Annotated in this window: 15 protein-coding genes and 2 tRNA genes; all 17 read right to left on the bottom strand. The window is 55.6% G+C overall.

Annotated features, from left to right (window positions below):
- A tRNA-Val gene (locus PU683_RS05125) sits at window positions 1–76 on the bottom strand.
- Window positions 77–198: 122 nt separating this feature from the next.
- Window positions 199–274 (bottom strand) — tRNA-Lys (locus PU683_RS05120).
- A gap of 164 nt (window positions 275–438) precedes the next feature.
- On the bottom strand, window positions 439–1,245 hold the full coding sequence (cpoB, locus tag PU683_RS05115; protein WP_277170456.1) for a cell division protein CpoB: 807 nt from the start codon (window positions 1,243–1,245) through the stop codon (window positions 439–441).
- Between the two features lie 9 nt (window positions 1,246–1,254).
- Complete coding sequence (gene pal, locus PU683_RS05110) at window positions 1,255–1,770, bottom strand: peptidoglycan-associated lipoprotein Pal (RefSeq protein ID WP_007373922.1); 516 nt, start codon at window positions 1,768–1,770, stop codon at window positions 1,255–1,257.
- Between the two features lie 33 nt (window positions 1,771–1,803).
- The gene (gene tolB / locus PU683_RS05105; protein WP_277170498.1) at window positions 1,804–3,096 is read right to left on the bottom strand and encodes a Tol-Pal system beta propeller repeat protein TolB; all 1,293 of its coding nucleotides are present in this window, start codon (window positions 3,094–3,096) and stop codon (window positions 1,804–1,806) included.
- Window positions 3,097–3,226: 130 nt separating this feature from the next.
- Window positions 3,227–4,552: a cell envelope integrity protein TolA gene (tolA, locus tag PU683_RS05100; RefSeq protein ID WP_277170455.1), complete on the bottom strand. Its 1,326-nt coding sequence runs from the start codon at window positions 4,550–4,552 to the stop codon at window positions 3,227–3,229.
- Window positions 4,553–4,591: 39 nt separating this feature from the next.
- A complete protein-coding gene (gene tolR / locus PU683_RS05095; protein ID WP_042713646.1) occupies window positions 4,592–5,020 on the bottom strand; it encodes a colicin uptake protein TolR in 429 nt (142 codons plus the stop codon).
- Window positions 5,021–5,023: 3 nt separating this feature from the next.
- Window positions 5,024–5,716, bottom strand: coding sequence for a Tol-Pal system protein TolQ (gene tolQ, locus PU683_RS05090; RefSeq protein WP_023478229.1), 693 nt, complete (start codon window positions 5,714–5,716; stop codon window positions 5,024–5,026).
- Window positions 5,713–6,117, bottom strand: a complete 405-nt coding sequence (gene ybgC / locus PU683_RS05085) for a tol-pal system-associated acyl-CoA thioesterase (RefSeq protein WP_277170454.1) — start codon at window positions 6,115–6,117, stop codon at window positions 5,713–5,715. Before ybgC ends, tolQ begins: the two co-directional genes overlap by 4 nt.
- Window positions 6,118–6,265: 148 nt before the next feature.
- Window positions 6,266–6,559 (bottom strand): cyd operon protein YbgE, encoded by a 294-nt coding sequence (gene ybgE / locus PU683_RS05080; protein WP_023478215.1) that lies wholly within the window; start codon window positions 6,557–6,559, stop codon window positions 6,266–6,268.
- Window positions 6,559–6,672: a cytochrome bd-I oxidase subunit CydX gene (gene cydX / locus PU683_RS05075; RefSeq protein WP_071789428.1), complete on the bottom strand. Its 114-nt coding sequence runs from the start codon at window positions 6,670–6,672 to the stop codon at window positions 6,559–6,561. Before cydX ends, ybgE begins: the two co-directional genes overlap by 1 nt.
- 14 nt (window positions 6,673–6,686) lie before the next feature.
- Window positions 6,687–7,826 (bottom strand): cytochrome d ubiquinol oxidase subunit II, encoded by a 1,140-nt coding sequence (gene cydB, locus PU683_RS05070; protein ID WP_277170453.1) that lies wholly within the window; start codon window positions 7,824–7,826, stop codon window positions 6,687–6,689.
- A 15-nt stretch (window positions 7,827–7,841) separates the two neighbouring features.
- On the bottom strand, window positions 7,842–9,410 hold the full coding sequence (gene cydA, locus PU683_RS05065) for a cytochrome ubiquinol oxidase subunit I (protein ID WP_023478219.1): 1,569 nt from the start codon (window positions 9,408–9,410) through the stop codon (window positions 7,842–7,844).
- Window positions 9,411–10,220: 810 nt separating this feature from the next.
- Window positions 10,221–11,090 carry a succinate--CoA ligase subunit alpha gene (sucD, locus tag PU683_RS05060; protein WP_277170452.1) on the bottom strand — a complete coding sequence of 290 codons (870 nt, stop codon included), beginning with the start codon at window positions 11,088–11,090 and terminating at the stop codon, window positions 10,221–10,223.
- Window positions 11,090–12,256, bottom strand: coding sequence for an ADP-forming succinate--CoA ligase subunit beta (sucC, locus tag PU683_RS05055; RefSeq protein ID WP_277170451.1), 1,167 nt, complete (start codon window positions 12,254–12,256; stop codon window positions 11,090–11,092). The genes sucD and sucC overlap by 1 nt, the downstream gene beginning before the upstream one ends.
- 123 nt (window positions 12,257–12,379) lie before the next feature.
- The gene (gene odhB / locus PU683_RS05050; protein WP_277170450.1) at window positions 12,380–13,606 is read right to left on the bottom strand and encodes a 2-oxoglutarate dehydrogenase complex dihydrolipoyllysine-residue succinyltransferase; all 1,227 of its coding nucleotides are present in this window, start codon (window positions 13,604–13,606) and stop codon (window positions 12,380–12,382) included.
- A 14-nt stretch (window positions 13,607–13,620) separates the two neighbouring features.
- Window positions 13,621–16,428 carry a 2-oxoglutarate dehydrogenase E1 component gene (gene sucA, locus PU683_RS05045; RefSeq protein ID WP_277170449.1) on the bottom strand — a complete coding sequence of 936 codons (2,808 nt, stop codon included), beginning with the start codon at window positions 16,426–16,428 and terminating at the stop codon, window positions 13,621–13,623.
- Window positions 16,429–16,679: the final 251 nt, after the last annotated feature.

The raw sequence follows: 16,679 nt of genomic DNA, 5'->3' as shown, positions 1-16,679 counted from the left end.
TGGTGGGTGATGACGGGATCGAACCGCCGACCCCCTCCTTGTAAGGGAGGTGCTCTCCCAGCTGAGCTAATCACCCAATACTGCGCTGGATACTACTAAGTGGTGTTGTGCAGGATGACTCGGCTTTCGCCTCGCCGTACGTGCCGTTGCTGACGCAACGTTATCCTTCACGTCAAAACTCTTTACCAGACTTAATAGTGGTGGGTCGTGCAGGATTCGAACCTGCGACCAATTGATTAAAAGTCAACTGCTCTACCAACTGAGCTAACGACCCACTTTTACGCTGCTTCTGGGTTAAGAGATATCCCGTGGCAACGGCGGCATATATTACTGATTTAAGAACTCAGCGCAACAACAATTTCCACGCGCACTGCTTAACTGCTTATGATTCATGCGACAAGACCAGAAAAACCGCGTTTTCTGGTCATGCGTTATGCATTACATCGAAGCAAGACGTTTTTGCGCCTGTTTCGCACCGTCGGTACCAGGGTATTTGCTGACCACCTGCTGGTAAACCGCTTTAGCTTTCGCGGTGTCGCCCTTGTCTTGCATAATCACGCCGACTTTAAACATCGCATCTGGCGCTTTCGGCGACTTCGGGAAATTCTTGACCACCGAGGCGAAGTAGTAAGCCGCATCGTCTTTCTTACCTTTGTTGTAATTCAACTGACCGAGCCAGTAGTTGGCGTTCGGGAGATAGGTTGAATCCGGGTACTTTTTGACGAAGTTCTGAAACGCGACAAGCGCATCATCCTGGCGGGATTTATCCTGCACCAGGGCGATAGCCGCGTTGTAATCGGTATTGGCATCGCCGCTTTGTACCGGTGCGCCTGAAGCCGCCGCACCGTTATTCGCACCCGCATCCGCTGCCGGAGCCTGTGCTGCCGCACCGCTCTGATCGCCGGAGGCCTGCTGCGTCTGCCCTGCAGCTGCGCCGCTGCTCAGATTGCCGATCTGCTGCAGAATTTGCTGCTGGCGTTCAACGACCTGATTGAGCTGATACTGGTTTTCCTGAATCTGTCCACGCAGGGAGTCAATATCGGCCTGATTATCAGAGAGCTGCTGCTGAAGTTGGGTTAAAAGCTGGCTGTGAGCATTGGAAATACGCTCGAGTTGAGTGACACGGTCTTCGACCGAGCCTGAGCCGACACTACTGATTGGCGCCTGAGCATTAGCGGCCCAAGGGGCCGCTATGCCAACCAGTAACGACAGACTCAACAGGTGATGTCTGAAGTTACTGCTCATGCAATTCTCTTAGTAAACCAGTACGGCGCGACGGTTTTTAGCGTAAGCCGCTTCGTCGTGACCCAGTACTGCAGGTTTTTCTTTACCGTAAGAAACGATGGAGATCTGGTCAGCAGAAACGCCTTTACCCTGCAGGTACATTTTAACGGCGTTAGCACGACGTTCGCCCAGGGAGATGTTGTACTCCGGGGTACCACGTTCGTCAGCATGACCTTCTACGGTCACTTTGTAGGACGGGTTGCTACGCAGGAAGTTTGCGTGCGCATCCAGCATCGCTGCAAAGTCAGAACGGATGTCATACTTGTCCAGATCGAAGTAAACGATGTTGTTCTGCTGCAGCTGCTGCATCTGCAGACGCGCCTGCTCTTCAGAGGACATGTTACCGCTACCGTTCATGCCAGTGCCGGCACCCATCATGCCTTCGCCGCTCTGGTCGCTGGTGTTGTTCTTGTGAGAAGAACATGCAGCGATTGCCATAACAGGCAGAGCAAGCATCAGGCCTTTCAGCACTTTGTTCAGTTGCATTTCTTTGATTCCTTTATAAATATTTATTTATTATTACAGATACGGAGACCAGGCAGGGAATTTAACCTGTCCATCAGTCGCCGGAATACGCGCTTTGAAACGCCCATCTGTAGAAACCAGGTTCAGCACGGAGCCCATCCCCTGAGAAGAGCTGTAGATGACCATAGTGCCGTTAGGTGCCAGACTTGGCGTTTCATCCAGGAACGTTGACGATAAAACCTGCACGCCACCCGCTTCCAGATCTTGTTTAGCAATGTGCTGCTGACCACCGTCAGAGCTAACCATCACCATAAATTTACCGTCGCTGCTGACATCCGCATCCTGGTTCTGAGAACCCTGCCAGGAGATACGCTGCGCTGCGCCGCCGTTGATATTGATTTTGTAAACCTGCGGACGACCAGCCTGGTCAGAGGTAAAGGCCAGGTTCTGGCTGTCCGGGAACCAGGTAGGTTCGGTGTTGTTGCTGCGACCGTCGGTCACCTGACGAATCTGGCCGGAGCCGATATCCATTACATAGATGTTCAGGCTGCCGGTTTTTGACAGGGCAAAGGCCAGCTTGGTACCGTCCGGCGAGAAGGCCGGTGCGCCGTTGTGGCGCGGGAACGAAGCCACCTGGCGAATGCTGGCGTTCGCCAGAGTCTGAATAACCAGCGCAGAACGACCGCTCTCAAACGTCACGTATGCGACTTTTGAACCGTCCGGCGACCAGGCCGGGGACATCAGCGGCTGCGGCGATTTGTGGACGAGGAACTGGTTGTAACCGTCGTAATCAGAAACGCGTAGTTCGTACGGGAACTGTGAGTTCGCGGTCTGCACAACGTAAGCGATGCGGGTACGGAACGCGCCTTTAATACCGGTCAGTTTTTCGAAGACTTCGTCACTGGCGGCATGGGCGGCATAACGCAGCCACTGCTTATTCACTTTGAAGGAGTTTTGCGCCAGCACGGTACCCGGCGCACCGCCGGTGTCGACCAGCTGGTAAGCGACGTTGTAGCTGCCATCAGGATTCGGTGTCACCTGACCTACGATGACCGCATCAATACCGAGCGCGGACCATGCAGCAGGCTGCACTTCCTGCGCGGTACCCGGCTGCTGCGGTAAACGGGAGCGATCCAGCGGGTTGAATTTACCGCTGTTGCGCAGATCCGCCGCAACGATACCGCCGGCGTCCTCAGGCGCAGCACCAGGGCCTGCCCACTGGAACGGCACAACGCCAATCGGGCGTGCCGAGTCCACCCCCTGGGTGATCTCGATACGTACTTCTGCATGCAGCACCGCTGCCCACAGCATCAAAAAACCAAATGCAACACGTAATGCCTGCTTCATCATATCTCCCTTATCCGGGCAAAAAACCCGCGATAATTTAGCAGAATTTTAACAAACCAATAAGACAAAACTACCCGCGTTGGAACCGCCTTCGCATACTTTCCTCACGGACTCGCGAGGAAAGTGTACCTCAAGGTTTGAAGTCCAGCGGCGCATTTTTGAACACTTCATACACAGCCTGGCTTGGTGGCTTCGGCATTTTCGCCTGTCGCGCCGCGGCCAGCGCGGCCTGACAGAGCGCCGGATCGCCGCCTTCAGACTGGATATCTAACAGCGTCCCATCCGGTGCCAGTTTGATACGTAACGTACAGGTCTTCCCGCTGTAGGAGGAGGCATCATAGAAGCGGCTCTCAATTGCCGTTTTAATCTGCCCTGCATAGTTACTGATATCAGCACCAGATGCACCGTTGTTCTTAGTGTTACCCGAACCCGCCGGCGCTGCATTGTTGCCTTTCGCTCCGCCGCCCGTTTTCGGTGCATTCTTACCGGAGCTGAGATCGCCAAACAGATCGTCGACGCCTTCAGCGGCGGCGGCCTTCTCTGCTGCGGCTTTTTTGGCAGCCGCTTTCTTATCGGCAGCGGCCTTCTCGGCAGCCGCTTTCTTCTCAGCGGCGGCTTTTTCCGCTGCGGCTTTCTTCTCTGCTGCGGCTTTTTCAGCGGCAGCGGCTTTCTTCTCGGCTGCGGCTTTTTCGGCGGCAGCCGCCTTCTCAGCAGCAGCTTTTTCAGCCGCGGCGGCCTTCTCGGCTGCGGCTTTTTCGGCAGCAGCCTGTTTAGCCGCTTCCGCCTGCGCTTTCTTCTTCGCATCGGCTGCCGCTTTCGCCGCTTCTGCTTCCGCTTTCTTCTGTGCATCAGCGGCGGCTTTCGCAGCCTCAGCTTCGGCTTTTTTCTGTGCATCGGCGGCGGCTTTTGCTGCATCCGCCTGCGCTTTCTTCTGCGCGTCCGCTGCGGCTTTCTTCGCCGCCTCTTCCGCCGCTTTCGCCTGCGCATCCGCTTTAGCTTTCGCGTCAGCCGCCGCTTTCGCCGCCGCTTCTTCAGCCTGTTTCTGCTGCTGTTGCGCCTGCTTAGCCGCCTCTTCCGCCTGCTTCTGCTGTTCGGCCTGCTCGCGCGCCGCCTCCTGGGCCTGAAGACGCTCTTTCTCTATCTGCTTCAGACGCTCCTGCTCGGCGGCCTGCTTTTCACGCATCTCCTCCGCCTGCTGCTGCGCCTGTTTTTCACGCTGCTCTTCCGCGCGCCTGGCGCTCGACTGCTGGTGCTGTTGGCGGTTGTAGTTCTCCACTACCGCGCCGGGATCGACCATCACGGCGTCGATCGACGAGCCGCCACCGCCGCCTGCCGACGCTTCAATATGCTCATCGAACGAACTCCAGATCAGCAGCGCCACCAGAATTACGTGCAGCACGGCTGAAATGAGTATCGCTCGCTTAAGCTTGTCGTTTTGTACGGTTGCCTTTGACACTCTCGGTTCCCAAAAACTGTCCGCCTGTTAAGCCGGTGATCAGATAGGCTGCGTCATCAAGCCAACCGATTTCACACCCGCGCTATGTAACAGGTTCAGCGCTTTAATGATTTCGTCGTACGGCACGTCCTTCGCCCCGCCGATTAAGAACACGGTTTTCGGATTGGTTTGCAGGCGACGCTGCGCCTCCGCAATAACCTGCTCCGGCGGCAGCTGATCCATACGATCTTTCTCTACCACCACGCTGTATTGCCCGACACCGGAAACTTCAATAATGACCGGAGGATCGTCATTGGTGCTGACAGTCTGAGAATCCGTCGCATCCGGCAGATCGACCTCAACGCTCTGGGTGATGATGGGTGCCGTTGCCATAAAGATCAGCAGCAGCACCAGCAGCACGTCGAGCAGCGGCACAATATTGATTTCGGACTTCAGGGCACGCTTGCTCCGCCCACGGGATCTGGCCATGGCTTACTCCTTATTGCTGTCGCTGCTGGCAAATGCCTGGCGATGCAGAATAGCCGTGAACTCTTCCATAAAGTTGTCGTAATTCTGTTCCAGTTTATTGACGCGCTGGTTCAGACGGTTGTAGGCCATTACCGCCGGAATCGCTGCGAACAGGCCGATAGCCGTCGCGATCAGCGCTTCGGCGATACCTGGTGCAACCATTTGCAGCGTCGCCTGTTTCACCGCGCCCAGCGCGATAAAGGCGTGCATGATCCCCCAGACGGTGCCAAACAGGCCGATATAGGGGCTGATGGAACCGACGGTACCGAGGAAAGGAATGTGGTTTTCGAGGCTTTCCAGCTCGCGATTCATTGAGATACGCATCGCCCTTGAGGCGCCTTCAACAATCGCTTCCGGCGCGTGGCTGTTGGCGCGATGCAGACGGGCAAACTCTTTAAATCCGCTATAGAAAATCTGTTCAGAGCCGCTCAGATTATCGCGACGGCCCTGGCTTTCCTGATAGAGACGAGAGAGTTCAATGCCGGACCAGAACTTATCTTCGAACGCTTCCGCTTCACGCCCTGCGGCGTTGAGGATGCGGGTTCTCTGGATAATGATTGCCCAGGATGCGATTGAAAAACCAATCAAAATCAACATGATAAGTTTGACCAGAAGGCTCGCCTTCAGGAACAAATCAAGGATGTTCATGTCAGTCACTGCTTAAACTCCGCGACAATAGACTTGGGAAGCGCACGAGGCTTCATTAAGAGTGGATCAACACAGACAATCAGCACTTCAGCTTCGTTCAGCACTTTGTTCTCTGCATTGACAATCCGCTGCGAGAACACCATAGACGTTCCACGCATTGATGTTATTTCCGTTTGGACGTCGAGCATGTCGTCGAGTCGGGCGGGTGCAAAATACTCCAGCGTCATTTTGCGCACCACGAACGCGACCTGCTCTGCCAGCAGAGCCTGTTGGCTAAAGTGATGGTGGCGCAGCATCTCGGTGCGGGCTCTTTCATAAAAAGCAACGTAGCTGGCGTGGTAAACCACACCACCGGCATCAGTATCTTCGTAATAGACACGAACCGGCCATCGAAACAGCGTTGTATTCACTTTACATCCCGGTAACGCAAAAAAGGTTAGAACTTTTAAACTTCGCTACTATACGCGCGGGAAAGGTGGTTTGGAATGGGTTGCAGTAAACGGAGAGTAAAAATTTATGGGCTTTTGCAAGCCCATCAGGATAGCGGATATTTCTTATTCAAAAGAAGAAGAAAAGCAGACCGGCAAGCAGCACCACATCGGCAATCAGCGGGCAAAACAGCCCCTGCCAGTGCAGCGCGCGAGGTCGAAAACCGACGCCGTGGATCACTCCGGCGCAAACGGCCCACATCAACAGCAGACCATGCCAGATCTCAAGCTCGCTGGTTTTCGCCGCAAAGCGCGACGGGTCCCAGAAAATGCACCCTGCCAGCAGCAGCGCCATTATTAAGGAAAGGGCCCGCAACGGGCCCTTGTCCATTACCGCATAGAGTTTTGCGATAACCTTATCCATCAATGTTCTTCTTGACCCGCTTTGGTCGCTTCAACATGTTCCAGCGCCAGCGCGGTGATGACACCAAAAGCACAGGCAAGAAGCGTTCCTAAAATCCAGGCGAAATACCACATATTCAGCTCCTTACTTAGTACATAGAGTGGGTGTTGCTTTCAATCTGCTCTTTGGTAATACGACCGAACATTTTCCAGTAACACCAGGTGGTGTAGATCAGAATGATCGGTACGAATACCGCAGCAACCCAGGTCATCAGATTGAGCGTACGCTGCGTCGAGGTCGCATCCCACATCGTCAGGCTGGCGTTCAGCATGGTGCTGGACGGCATAACGAACGGGAACATCGCGATACCTGCGGTCAGAATGATGCACGCCAGCGTCAGGGATGAGAAGACGAAGGCGAAGGCTGATTTATCCAGACGCGCGGTCAGCATAGTCAGCAGCGGCAGCGCCACGCCCAGAGCCGGGATCGCCCACAATACCGGAGTATTGTTAAAGTTGGTCAGCCACGCACCCGCCTGTACCGCCACTTCTTTAGTGAGCGGGTTGGAGGCCGCATGGTGATCCATCGCAGAGGTGATCACATAGCCATCAATACCGTACACCACCCAGACACCGGCCAGCGCGAAGCAGACCAGGGTAACCAGAGCAGCAATCTGTACCGTGGCGCGAGCGCGCAGGTGCAGTTCGCCGACAGTGCGCATTTGCAGATAGGTCGCGCCCTGGGTCAGGATCATCGCCACGCTCACTACACCGGTCAGCAGGCCAAACGGATTCAGCAGCTGGAAGAAGTTACCGGTATAGAAGAGGCGCATGTCGCCATCCAGGTGGAAGGGAACGCCCTGCAACAGGTTGCCAAACGCCACGCCAATCACCAGCGGCGGCACGAAGCTACCGATGAAGATGCCCCAGTCCCACATGCCGCGCCAGCGTACATCTTCAATCTTCGAGCGGTAATCAAACCCGACCGGACGGAAGAAGAGTGAGGCCAGCACGAGGATCATCGCTACATAGAAGCCAGAGAAGGCCGCCGCGTAGACCATCGGCCAGGCAGCGAACAGCGCGCCACCAGCAGTGATAAGCCATACCTGGTTACCGTCCCAGTGCGGCGCGATGGAGTTGATCATCACGCGACGCTCGGTGTCACTGCGCCCTAACACGCGGGTCAGCATACCGACGCCCATGTCGAAGCCATCGGTGACGGCGAAACCGATCAGCAGAATGCCCACCAGCAGCCACCAGATAAAACGTAATACTTCATAATCGATCATTTCACGACTCCTGTCTTAGCGTGCCGGCTGAGTAGTCACGGTGGACTGCTCGTAGTGATAGCGACCTGTTTTCAGGCTGCTCGGCCCAAGGCGAGCAAATTTGAACATCAGGAACACTTCGGCCACCATAAACAGCGTATAAAGGCCGCAAATCAGAATCATTGAGAACAGCAGATCGCCGACGGTCAATGAGGAGTTGGCAACGGCCGTTGGCAGCACTTCACCAATTGCCCACGGTTGACGACCGTACTCCGCCACAAACCAGCCTGCTTCAATAGCAATCCACGGCAGCGGAATACCGTACAGCGCGGCGCGCAGCAGCCATTTCTTCTCGCCGATGCGGTTACGGATCACCGTCCAGAAGGAGATGCCGATAATCAGCAGCATCAGCACGCCACTGGCCACCATCAGACGGAAGGCGAAGTAGAGCGGCGCAACGCGTGGAATAGAGTCCTGAGTCGCTTTCTGGATCTGCGCTTCCGTCGCGTCAGTGACGTTCGGGGTATAGCGTTTCAGCAGCAGGCCGTAACCGAGATCTTTCTTCACGTTGTTGAACTGTTCACGTACCGCCGGGTCCGCAGAGCCGGAGCGCAGCTGTTCAAGCAGCTGGTACGCCTTCATCCCGTTACGGATACGCTCTTCGTGCTGCACCATCAGATCTTTCAGGCCAATAACCGGCGTGTCGACAGAGCGGGTAGCAATAATGCCGAGCGCAAATGGGATCTGGATAGCGAATTTGTTCTCTTGTTTATCCTGATCCGGAATACCAAACAGGGTAAAGGCTGCCGGAGCCGGTTGGGTTTCCCACTCCGCTTCGATTGCCGCCAGTTTGGTCTTCTGCACGTCACCCATTTCGTAACCGGATTCATCACCCAGCACGATAACGGAGAGGATGGCTGCCATACCGAAGCTGGCTGCGATAGCAAAGGAGCGTTTTGCAAAGGCAACATCGCGACCGCGCAGCAGGTAGTAGGAGCTGATACCGAGAATGAAGATGGCACCGCAGGTGTAGCCGGAGGCGACAGTGTGCACAAATTTCACCTGCGCAACCGGGTTAAGGACCAGTTCAGAGAAGCTCACCATCTCCATACGCATGGTTTCGAAGTTGAAATCAGAGGCGATAGGGTTCTGCATCCAGCCGTTGGCGACGAGGATCCAGAGTGCGGACAAGTTGGAGCCCAGCGCAACGAGCCAGGTTACCGCCATGTGCTGAACTTTGCCCAGACGATCCCAACCGAAGAAGAACAGACCCACGAAGGTGGATTCGAGGAAGAAGGCCATCAGACCTTCAATGGCCAGCGGCGCACCGAAAATATCCCCAACGTAGTGAGAATAGTAAGACCAGTTAGTCCCGAACTGGAACTCCATGGTCAGACCGGTCGCCACGCCCAGCGCGAAGTTGATGCCAAACAACTTGCCCCAGAACTTGGTCATATCTTTGTAGATCTGTTTGCCGGAGAGGACGTAGACCGTTTCCATAATCGCCAGCAGGAACGCCATACCCAGCGTCAGCGGCACAAACAGAAAGTGGTACATCGCGGTCAAGGCAAACTGTAAGCGTGACAGTTCGACTATATCTAACATCATGACTCCTTGCTCATCGCATGAAGACTCCGAGAGTAAACCCCCGTTAGCGAAGGTTCACACGCATGCCCCAATACAAATTTGCTGCACTGTTTTATTCACTCTCCCATTTGTCGGGACAATGAATAAAAAAAGTTACAACCAGGTTAATAAAAAATTCGAATTGATCTCGCGAATATATTACTCCGCAAAACCCTCACAATAAAAACCATTTATTGGTTATGTTTTACGTTTTACGACGGCGATCAATTAATCCTTAAATTACCACTTCGCGGTCAATTTGATCGGCGACAATTTAACGATTTTTGACGTCTTTTCCAAGCTTTTAAATATTGATTTAAATCATTCACTATTGACGGTGTTAATTTTGTATTTAAGGTGTCCAGCGAGTAAAAACAGTGTTAATAATATGTTTAATGTAACGCAATTTATGGTTACCAATTGGCGGATAAAGCGAAAAAAGGCAGGTTACTTTACACGGTAAGTTAAAAGCTGGAAAAGTGTGTGAGTCCAAAGTGAAACGGCTCAACTATTTCCGGGTTGATTTTACAAATATTTCACTTATCAAATTAATATAATTAACACCGCTTCGTTATCATTAAAATAATTTAATATAAGGCTCGCCGCCTGACGATATTATTCATACCTTTTATTACTTCCTCTTAGGGGGATAGGCAATGTCTTAAGCGCCCTCCCCTGCTCGCGCAGGTTAACGGTTTCCCATCGCATCAGGCAATAAAAAAGGCCGCTCCTGGAGCGGCCAACCATGTCGAATTACGCTGCTCCCCTGCGTGGGGGAGCGATGGTTTTTTATTTAATTACGGTTTTCAGTGCATCGCCGATATCGGCCAGGCTGCGCACGGTTTTCACGCCAGCCGCTTCCAGTGCCGCGAACTTCTCATCCGCCGTACCTTTACCACCTGCGATGATGGCGCCTGCGTGGCCCATACGCTTGCCTTTCGGCGCGGTAACGCCGGCAATATAGCCCACAACCGGTTTGGTGACGTGATCTTTGATATAGGCTGCGGCTTCTTCTTCCGCGCTACCGCCGATCTCACCGATCATGACGATCGCTTCGGTCTGCGGATCTTCCTCGAACAGCTTCAGGATATCGATGAAGTTAGAGCCCGGGATCGGATCGCCGCCGATGCCCACACAGGTGGACTGACCGAAACCGTAATCCGTGGTCTGTTTAACCGCTTCATAGGTCAGGGTACCGGAGCGCGAAACGATGCCGACTTTACCCGGCTGATGGATGTGGCCCGGCATAATGCCGATTTTGCACTCGCCTGGGGTGATCACGCCCGGGCAGTTAGGCCCGATCATGCGCACACCCGCTTCATCCAGCTTCACTTTTACCGTCAGCATATCCAGCGTCGGGATACCTTCGGTGATGGTGATAATCAGTTTAATGCCTGCGTCGATCGCTTCCAGGATGGAGTCTTTGCAGAACGGGGCCGGAACGTAGATAACCGTTGCGGTCGCGCCGGTCGCTTCTACCGCTTCGCGAACGGTATTGAAGACCGGCAGGCCGAGGTGCGTGGTGCCGCCTTTGCCTGGCGTCACGCCACCAACCATCTGCGTACCGTAGGCAATCGCCTGTTCGGAGTGGAATGTACCCTGGCTTCCGGTGAAGCCCTGGCAGATAACTTTGGTGTTCTTATCGATCAAAACAGACATTATTTCCCCTCCACTGCGGCAACAACCTGCTGTGCTGCATCCGTCAGACTTTTCGCTGCAATAATATTCAGGCCGCTGTCAGCCAGACGCTTGGCGCCCAGTTCAGCGTTGTTACCTTCCAGGCGTACGACGACCGGCACGTTCACGCCCACCTCTTCCACTGCACCGATGATGCCGTCTGCGATGAGGTCGCAGCGCACGATACCGCCGAAGATGTTAACCAGTACGGCTTTCACATTCTCATCGGAGAGGATGATTTTGAAGGCTTCGGTCACACGCTCTTTGGTTGCGCCGCCGCCAACGTCGAGGAAGTTAGCCGGTTCGCCGCCGTGCAGTTTAACGATGTCCATGGTGCCCATCGCCAGACCCGCGCCGTTAACCATACAGCCGATGTTGCCGTCGAGAGCAACGTAGTTCAGCTCCCACTGTGCAGCCTGTGCTTCACGCGGATCTTCCTGAGACTGATCGCGCATTTCGCGCAGATCCGGCTGGCGGAAGAGTGCGTTACCGTCCGCGCCAAGTTTGCCGTCGAGGCAGATCAGGTCGCCCTGCTTAGTGATCACCAGCGGGTTGATTTCAATCAGCGCCAGGTCGCGCTCCAGGAAAATGGTAGCCAGACCCATGAAGATTTTGGTGAACTGCTGAACCTGCTTACCTTCCAGACCCAGTTTGAACGCCAGGTCGCGCCCCTGATACGGCATTGGGCCGGTCAGTGGATCGAGGGTGGTTTTGTGGATCAGGTGCGGGGTCTCTTCCGCGACCTTCTCAATTTCAACACCGCCTTCGGTGGAGGCCATGAACACCACGCGACGTGAGCTACGGTCAACGACCGCGCCCAGGTAGAGCTCTTTGTCGATATCGGTCGCCGCTTCAACCAGGATCTGGTTAACCGGCTGGCCATTAGCGTCTGTCTGGTAGGTTACCAGGCGTTTACCCAGCCAGTGCTCCGCGAAGGCGCGGATCTCTTCTTTGCTGTTCACCACTTTTACACCGCCCGCTTTACCGCGGCCGCCGGCGTGAACCTGGCATTTTACAACCCACGGGCCTGCGCCGATTTTCGATGCCGCTTCTTCGGCTTCACGCGGGGTAGTACAGGCGTATCCAACCGGAGTCGGCAGACCTGACCGGGCAAAAAGCTGTTTCGCCTGATACTCATGTAAGTTCATCTGTTCTATCCATCCTTCAGGTAATCATTATCAGGGTGTCTGCGGGTCGGAGTGCCCCGGATGCCGGAGCCGCCCACAGTCAGGTGATGATTTCAGGCCCGGCATCCGCCGGGCCCTGGCCGACTACACGTCCAGCAGCAGACGGGTCGGATCTTCCAGCAGCTCTTTGATGGCGACCAGATAGCCCACAGACTCACGGCCGTCGATCAGACGGTGATCGTAAGAGAGCGCCAGGTACATCATCGGCAGGATCTCAACCTTGCCATCAACCGCCATCGGGCGATCTTTAATGGCGTGCATGCCGAGGATCGCGCTCTGCGGCGGGTTGATGATCGGGGTGGACATCAACGAGCCGAAGACGCCGCCGTTGGTAATGGTGAAGTTACCGCCGGTCAGATCTTCCACGGTCAGTTTGCCGTCGCGCCCTTTCAGCGCCAGCTCTTTAATTTTCTTCTCGATATCAGCCATGCCGAGGGTATCGACATCGCGCAGTACCGGAGTCACCAGGCCACGCGGCGTGGAAACAGCCATACTGACATCGAAATAGTTGTGGTAAACCACATCATCGCCATCAATAGAAGCGTTCACTTCCGGGTAGCGTTTCAGCGCTTCAACCACCGCCTTCACGTAGAAGGACATAAAGCCCAGACGGATACCGTGACGCTTCTCAAACGCCTCGCCGTACTGCTTACGCAGATCCATGATCGGCTTCATGTTGACTTCGTTGAAAGTCGTCAGCATGGCGGTGGAGTTTTTCGCTTCCAGCAGACGCTCGGCGACGCGTTTGCGCAGGCGAGTCATCGGCACGCGTTTTTCAGTGCGGCCAGCCGGCGCAGGGGCCGGGGTGCTGGCAGCAGCCGGAGCCGCCGCTGGTGCAGCGCTCTGCGCCGGGCCTTTCGCCAGATGCTTCTCAACATCTTCGCGGGTCAGACGACCGCCAACACCGGTACCTTTGATGTCGCTGGCTTCCAGGTTGTGCTCGGCCAGCAGGCGACGGATCGCCGGGCTCAGGGCGTCATTGTTCTGCTCTTCCAGCGAGGCCTGCTGGCGCTGCGCCGGTGTAGACTCTTTTGCTTCAGATTTGGCACTGCTCTCTTTGCCTGCGCTGTTGCCCTCTTTCAGACGGCCCAGGATCTGGCGGGAGGTAACGGTTGTGCCTTCCTCTTCCAGCACGGCATCCAGGATGCCGTCCGCTGACGCCGGCACTTCCAGTACCACTTTGTCAGTTTCGATTTCTACCAGCACTTCATCACGTTTAACGCTATCGCCTGGTTTTTTGTGCCAGGTTGCAACGGTCGCGTCAGCAACGGACTCAGGCAGATCGGGAACAAGAATATCTACGCTACTCATTATTTATCCTTTAATTAATTGACGTTCAGCGCGTCATTTACCAGATCTTGTTGCTGTTTCTGGTGAACGGAGAGATATCCCACCGCCGGAGAGGCGGAGGCCGGGCGACCTGCGTAACGCAGACCTGCCCCAAACGGAATCACATCACGGAAGTGATGCTGGCTGCAGTACCATGCGCCCTGGTTCAGCGGCTCTTCCTGGCACCAGACAAAATCATGCACATGCGCGAACGGCTTCAGCGCTTCCTGTACCGCCTGGTGCGGGAAGGGGTAGAGCTGTTCGATACGGACAATCGCGACATCTTTCTGGTCGTTCTTACGACGCTGTTCCAGCAAATCGTAGTAAACCTTACCCGAACAGAGGATAACGCGTTTCACGCCCTGCGGATCGAGATCGTCCACTTCGCCAATCGCCGGCATAAAGGTGCCGTTCGCCAGCTCATCCAGCGTTGAGACCGCCTGCGGATGCCGCAGCAGCGATTTCGGTGACATCACAATCAGCGGGCGACGCATACCGCGCAGCGCCTGACGACGCAGCATGTGGTAAACCTGCGCCGGGGTCGACGGTACGCAAACCTGCATATTCTGCTCGGCGCAGAGTTGCAGATAGCGTTCCAGACGCGCGGAGGAGTGCTCCGGCCCCTGCCCTTCATAGCCGTGCGGCAGCAGCATCACCAGGCCACACATACGGCCCCACTTCTGCTCGCCGGAGCTGATGAACTGGTCGATAACCACCTGCGCACCGTTGGCGAAGTCGCCGAACTGCGCTTCCCAGATGGTGAGCGTACGCGGCTCAGCGGTGGCGTAGCCATACTCAAAGGCCAGGACCGCCTCTTCTGACAGTACGGAGTCCCAGACGCGGAACGCGCCCTGGCTGTTATGCACGTGCGCCAGCGGGGTGTAAGTCGAACCGTTGGACTGGTTATGCACCACCGCATGGCGATGGAAGAAGGTGCCGCGGCCGGAGTCTTCCCCGGAGAGACGCACCGGAATGCCCTCATCCACCAGCGTAGCGTAGGCCAGCGTTTCCGCGCCGCCCCAGTCGAACAGCTTCTCACCGTTCGCCATCAGCTGACGGTCAGCATAGATTTTCGCTACGCGGGACTGCATCTCAATCGCGTCCGGTACGGTGCTAATGCGCTTGGCCAGCTCTTGCAGGCGCTTCATCTCCACCTTGTTCGGGTAGCTCTCATCCCACTCGTGGTTGAGGTACGGCGACCAGGTAAAGGAGTGCATATTCATTGGACGCCACTCCGCAACCACGCACTCACCGGCGTCGAGCGCATCGCGGTAAAGGTTCGCCATCTCTGTAGCGTCTTCCGCGGCGATAGTGGTTTCCTGCTCCAGACGGCTGGCGTAAATCTGACGCGGCGTCGGGTGCTTTTTGATCTTCTGGTACATCAGCGGCTGGGTTGCGCTCGGCTCATCGGCTTCGTTATGGCCGTGACGGCGGTAGCAGACCAGGTCGATAAAGACGTCGCGCTTAAAGGTATTACGGAAATCAAGCGCCAGGCGGGTTACAAAGGCCACCGCTTCCGGATCGTCCGCATTAACGTGGAAAATCGGCGCCTGCACCATTTTACCGATATCGGTACAGTACGGCGTCGAGCGCGCATCCAGCGGGTTTGAGGTGGTGAAGCCCACCTGGTTGTTGATAACGATACGCACGGTGCCGCCCACTTCGTAGCCGCGGGCTTTGGACATGTTGAGGGTTTCCTGCACCACGCCCTGCCCTGCGACCGCCGCATCACCGTGGATGGTGATTGGCAACACTTTGTTGCTGCTCGGTTCGTCGAGGCGATCGAGGCGCGCGCGAACGGAACCGATCACTACCGGGCTTACGATCTCCAGGTGCGACGGGTTGAACGCCAGCGCCAGGTGCACCAGGCCGCCTTCGGTTTCAACGTCGGAGGAGAAGCCCATGTGGTATTTCACGTCGCCGGTGCCGAGATGCTCTTTATGTTTACCGGCAAACTCGTCGAACAGATCCTGCGGTTTTTTACCCAGCACGTTAACCAGTACGTTCAGACGACCGCGGTGCGCCATACCCAGCACCACTTCGCGGGTGCCGCTTTTACCGGCGTGGCGGATCATCTCTTTCAGCATGGGTACCAGCGCGTCGCCGCCCTCAAGGGAGAAGCGTTTTGCACCGGGGAATTTCGCGCCCAGATAGCGCTCCAGCCCTTCGGCGGCGGTCAGTTCGCTTAAGAAGCGCTTTTTCTCATCTGCCGAGAAGCTGGATTTACCGGTGGCCGACTCAATGCGCTGCTGGATCCAGCGTTTCTCTTCGGTGCTGGTGATGTGCATGTACTCAGCGCCGATGGAGCCGCAATAGGTCTCTTTCAGCGCATGGAGCAGCTCGCCCAGCGGCATGGTGTCTTTGCCGATAGCAAAAGACCCGACATTGAAGCTGTTCTGGAAATCCGCTTCGGTCAGGTCATGGAATGCGGGATCGAGATCGGCGACCCTCTCCTGCTGCCATAATCCCAGCGGATCAAGATTCGCATGCTGGTGACCACGGAAGCGGTAGGCGTTAATGAGCTGCAGGACTTTAACCTGCTTAACGTTGGTATCGGGGTCGGAAATCGAGGGGGAGTAACGTGAAGCGTCCTTCGCCAGCTGGCGGAAGTAATCACGCGTTTTGGAGTGGAACTGATCCGGTTTGACTCCGGTACCTGGTAACTGCTGGAACATAGATCGCCAGTTAGCATCTACCGAGTCAGGATCGGTTAAGAAGTCTTCATAGAGCTGTTCTATCCAGCTCTGGTTAGACCCAGAGAGGTAAGAAGAGTCCAGCCAGGCTTTCATTGCGCCGTTCTGCATCGTGATCCCTTAAGCATTGTTATGCTTACTTCGCCGTGGATAACTTCGACGTACACGTTCGCGCACGTCCCAGGGTTCACCTGCGGGTTCTTAATGACCCGCGAAGGAACCTTTAAAAACAGCCTAATCTGCGTTGTTCGGGCTGCGACGGCGTTGGTGGCCTTCGCTCACCCGGGTTACATAGTTCACTATGCTCCCCGGAATGCGCTCAATTGCCGCATTGTCTCGCGCCAAACATCTCGATTATGTTT

The sequence above is a fragment of the Candidatus Kosakonia sp. 282A-S69 genome (assembly GCF_029433855.1).
In the GTDB taxonomy this organism is placed as follows: Bacteria; Pseudomonadota; Gammaproteobacteria; order Enterobacterales; family Enterobacteriaceae; genus Kosakonia; species Kosakonia cowanii_A.
Note: the sequence above shows the minus strand (reverse complement) of the source record. Positions and strands in the feature narration are given on the sequence as shown.

Bases quoted from the DNA above. Each gene is read 5' to 3' on its own strand.
- cpoB (WP_277170456.1), bottom strand. From the start codon at position 1,245: ATGAGCAGTAACTTCAGACATCACCTGTTGAGTCTGTCGTTACTGGTT.
- pal (WP_007373922.1), bottom strand. From the start codon at position 1,770: ATGCAACTGAACAAAGTGCTGAAAGGCCTGATGCTTGCTCTGCCTGTT.
- tolB (WP_277170498.1), bottom strand. From the start codon at position 3,096: ATGAAGCAGGCATTACGTGTTGCATTTGGTTTTTTGATGCTGTGGGCA.
- tolR (WP_042713646.1), bottom strand. From the start codon at position 5,020: ATGGCCAGATCCCGTGGGCGGAGCAAGCGTGCCCTGAAGTCCGAAATC.
- ybgE (WP_023478215.1), bottom strand. From the start codon at position 6,559: ATGGATAAGGTTATCGCAAAACTCTATGCGGTAATGGACAAGGGCCCG.
- cydX (WP_071789428.1), bottom strand. From the start codon at position 6,672: ATGTGGTATTTCGCCTGGATTTTAGGAACGCTTCTTGCCTGTGCTTTT.
- cydB (WP_277170453.1), bottom strand. From the start codon at position 7,826: ATGATCGATTATGAAGTATTACGTTTTATCTGGTGGCTGCTGGTGGGC.
- cydA (WP_023478219.1), bottom strand. From the start codon at position 9,410: ATGTTAGATATAGTCGAACTGTCACGCTTACAGTTTGCCTTGACCGCG.
- sucD (WP_277170452.1), bottom strand. From the start codon at position 11,090: ATGTCTGTTTTGATCGATAAGAACACCAAAGTTATCTGCCAGGGCTTC.
- sucC (WP_277170451.1), bottom strand. From the start codon at position 12,256: ATGAACTTACATGAGTATCAGGCGAAACAGCTTTTTGCCCGGTCAGGT.
- odhB (WP_277170450.1), bottom strand. From the start codon at position 13,606: ATGAGTAGCGTAGATATTCTTGTTCCCGATCTGCCTGAGTCCGTTGCT.
- sucA (WP_277170449.1), bottom strand. From the start codon at position 16,428: ATGCAGAACGGCGCAATGAAAGCCTGGCTGGACTCTTCTTACCTCTCT.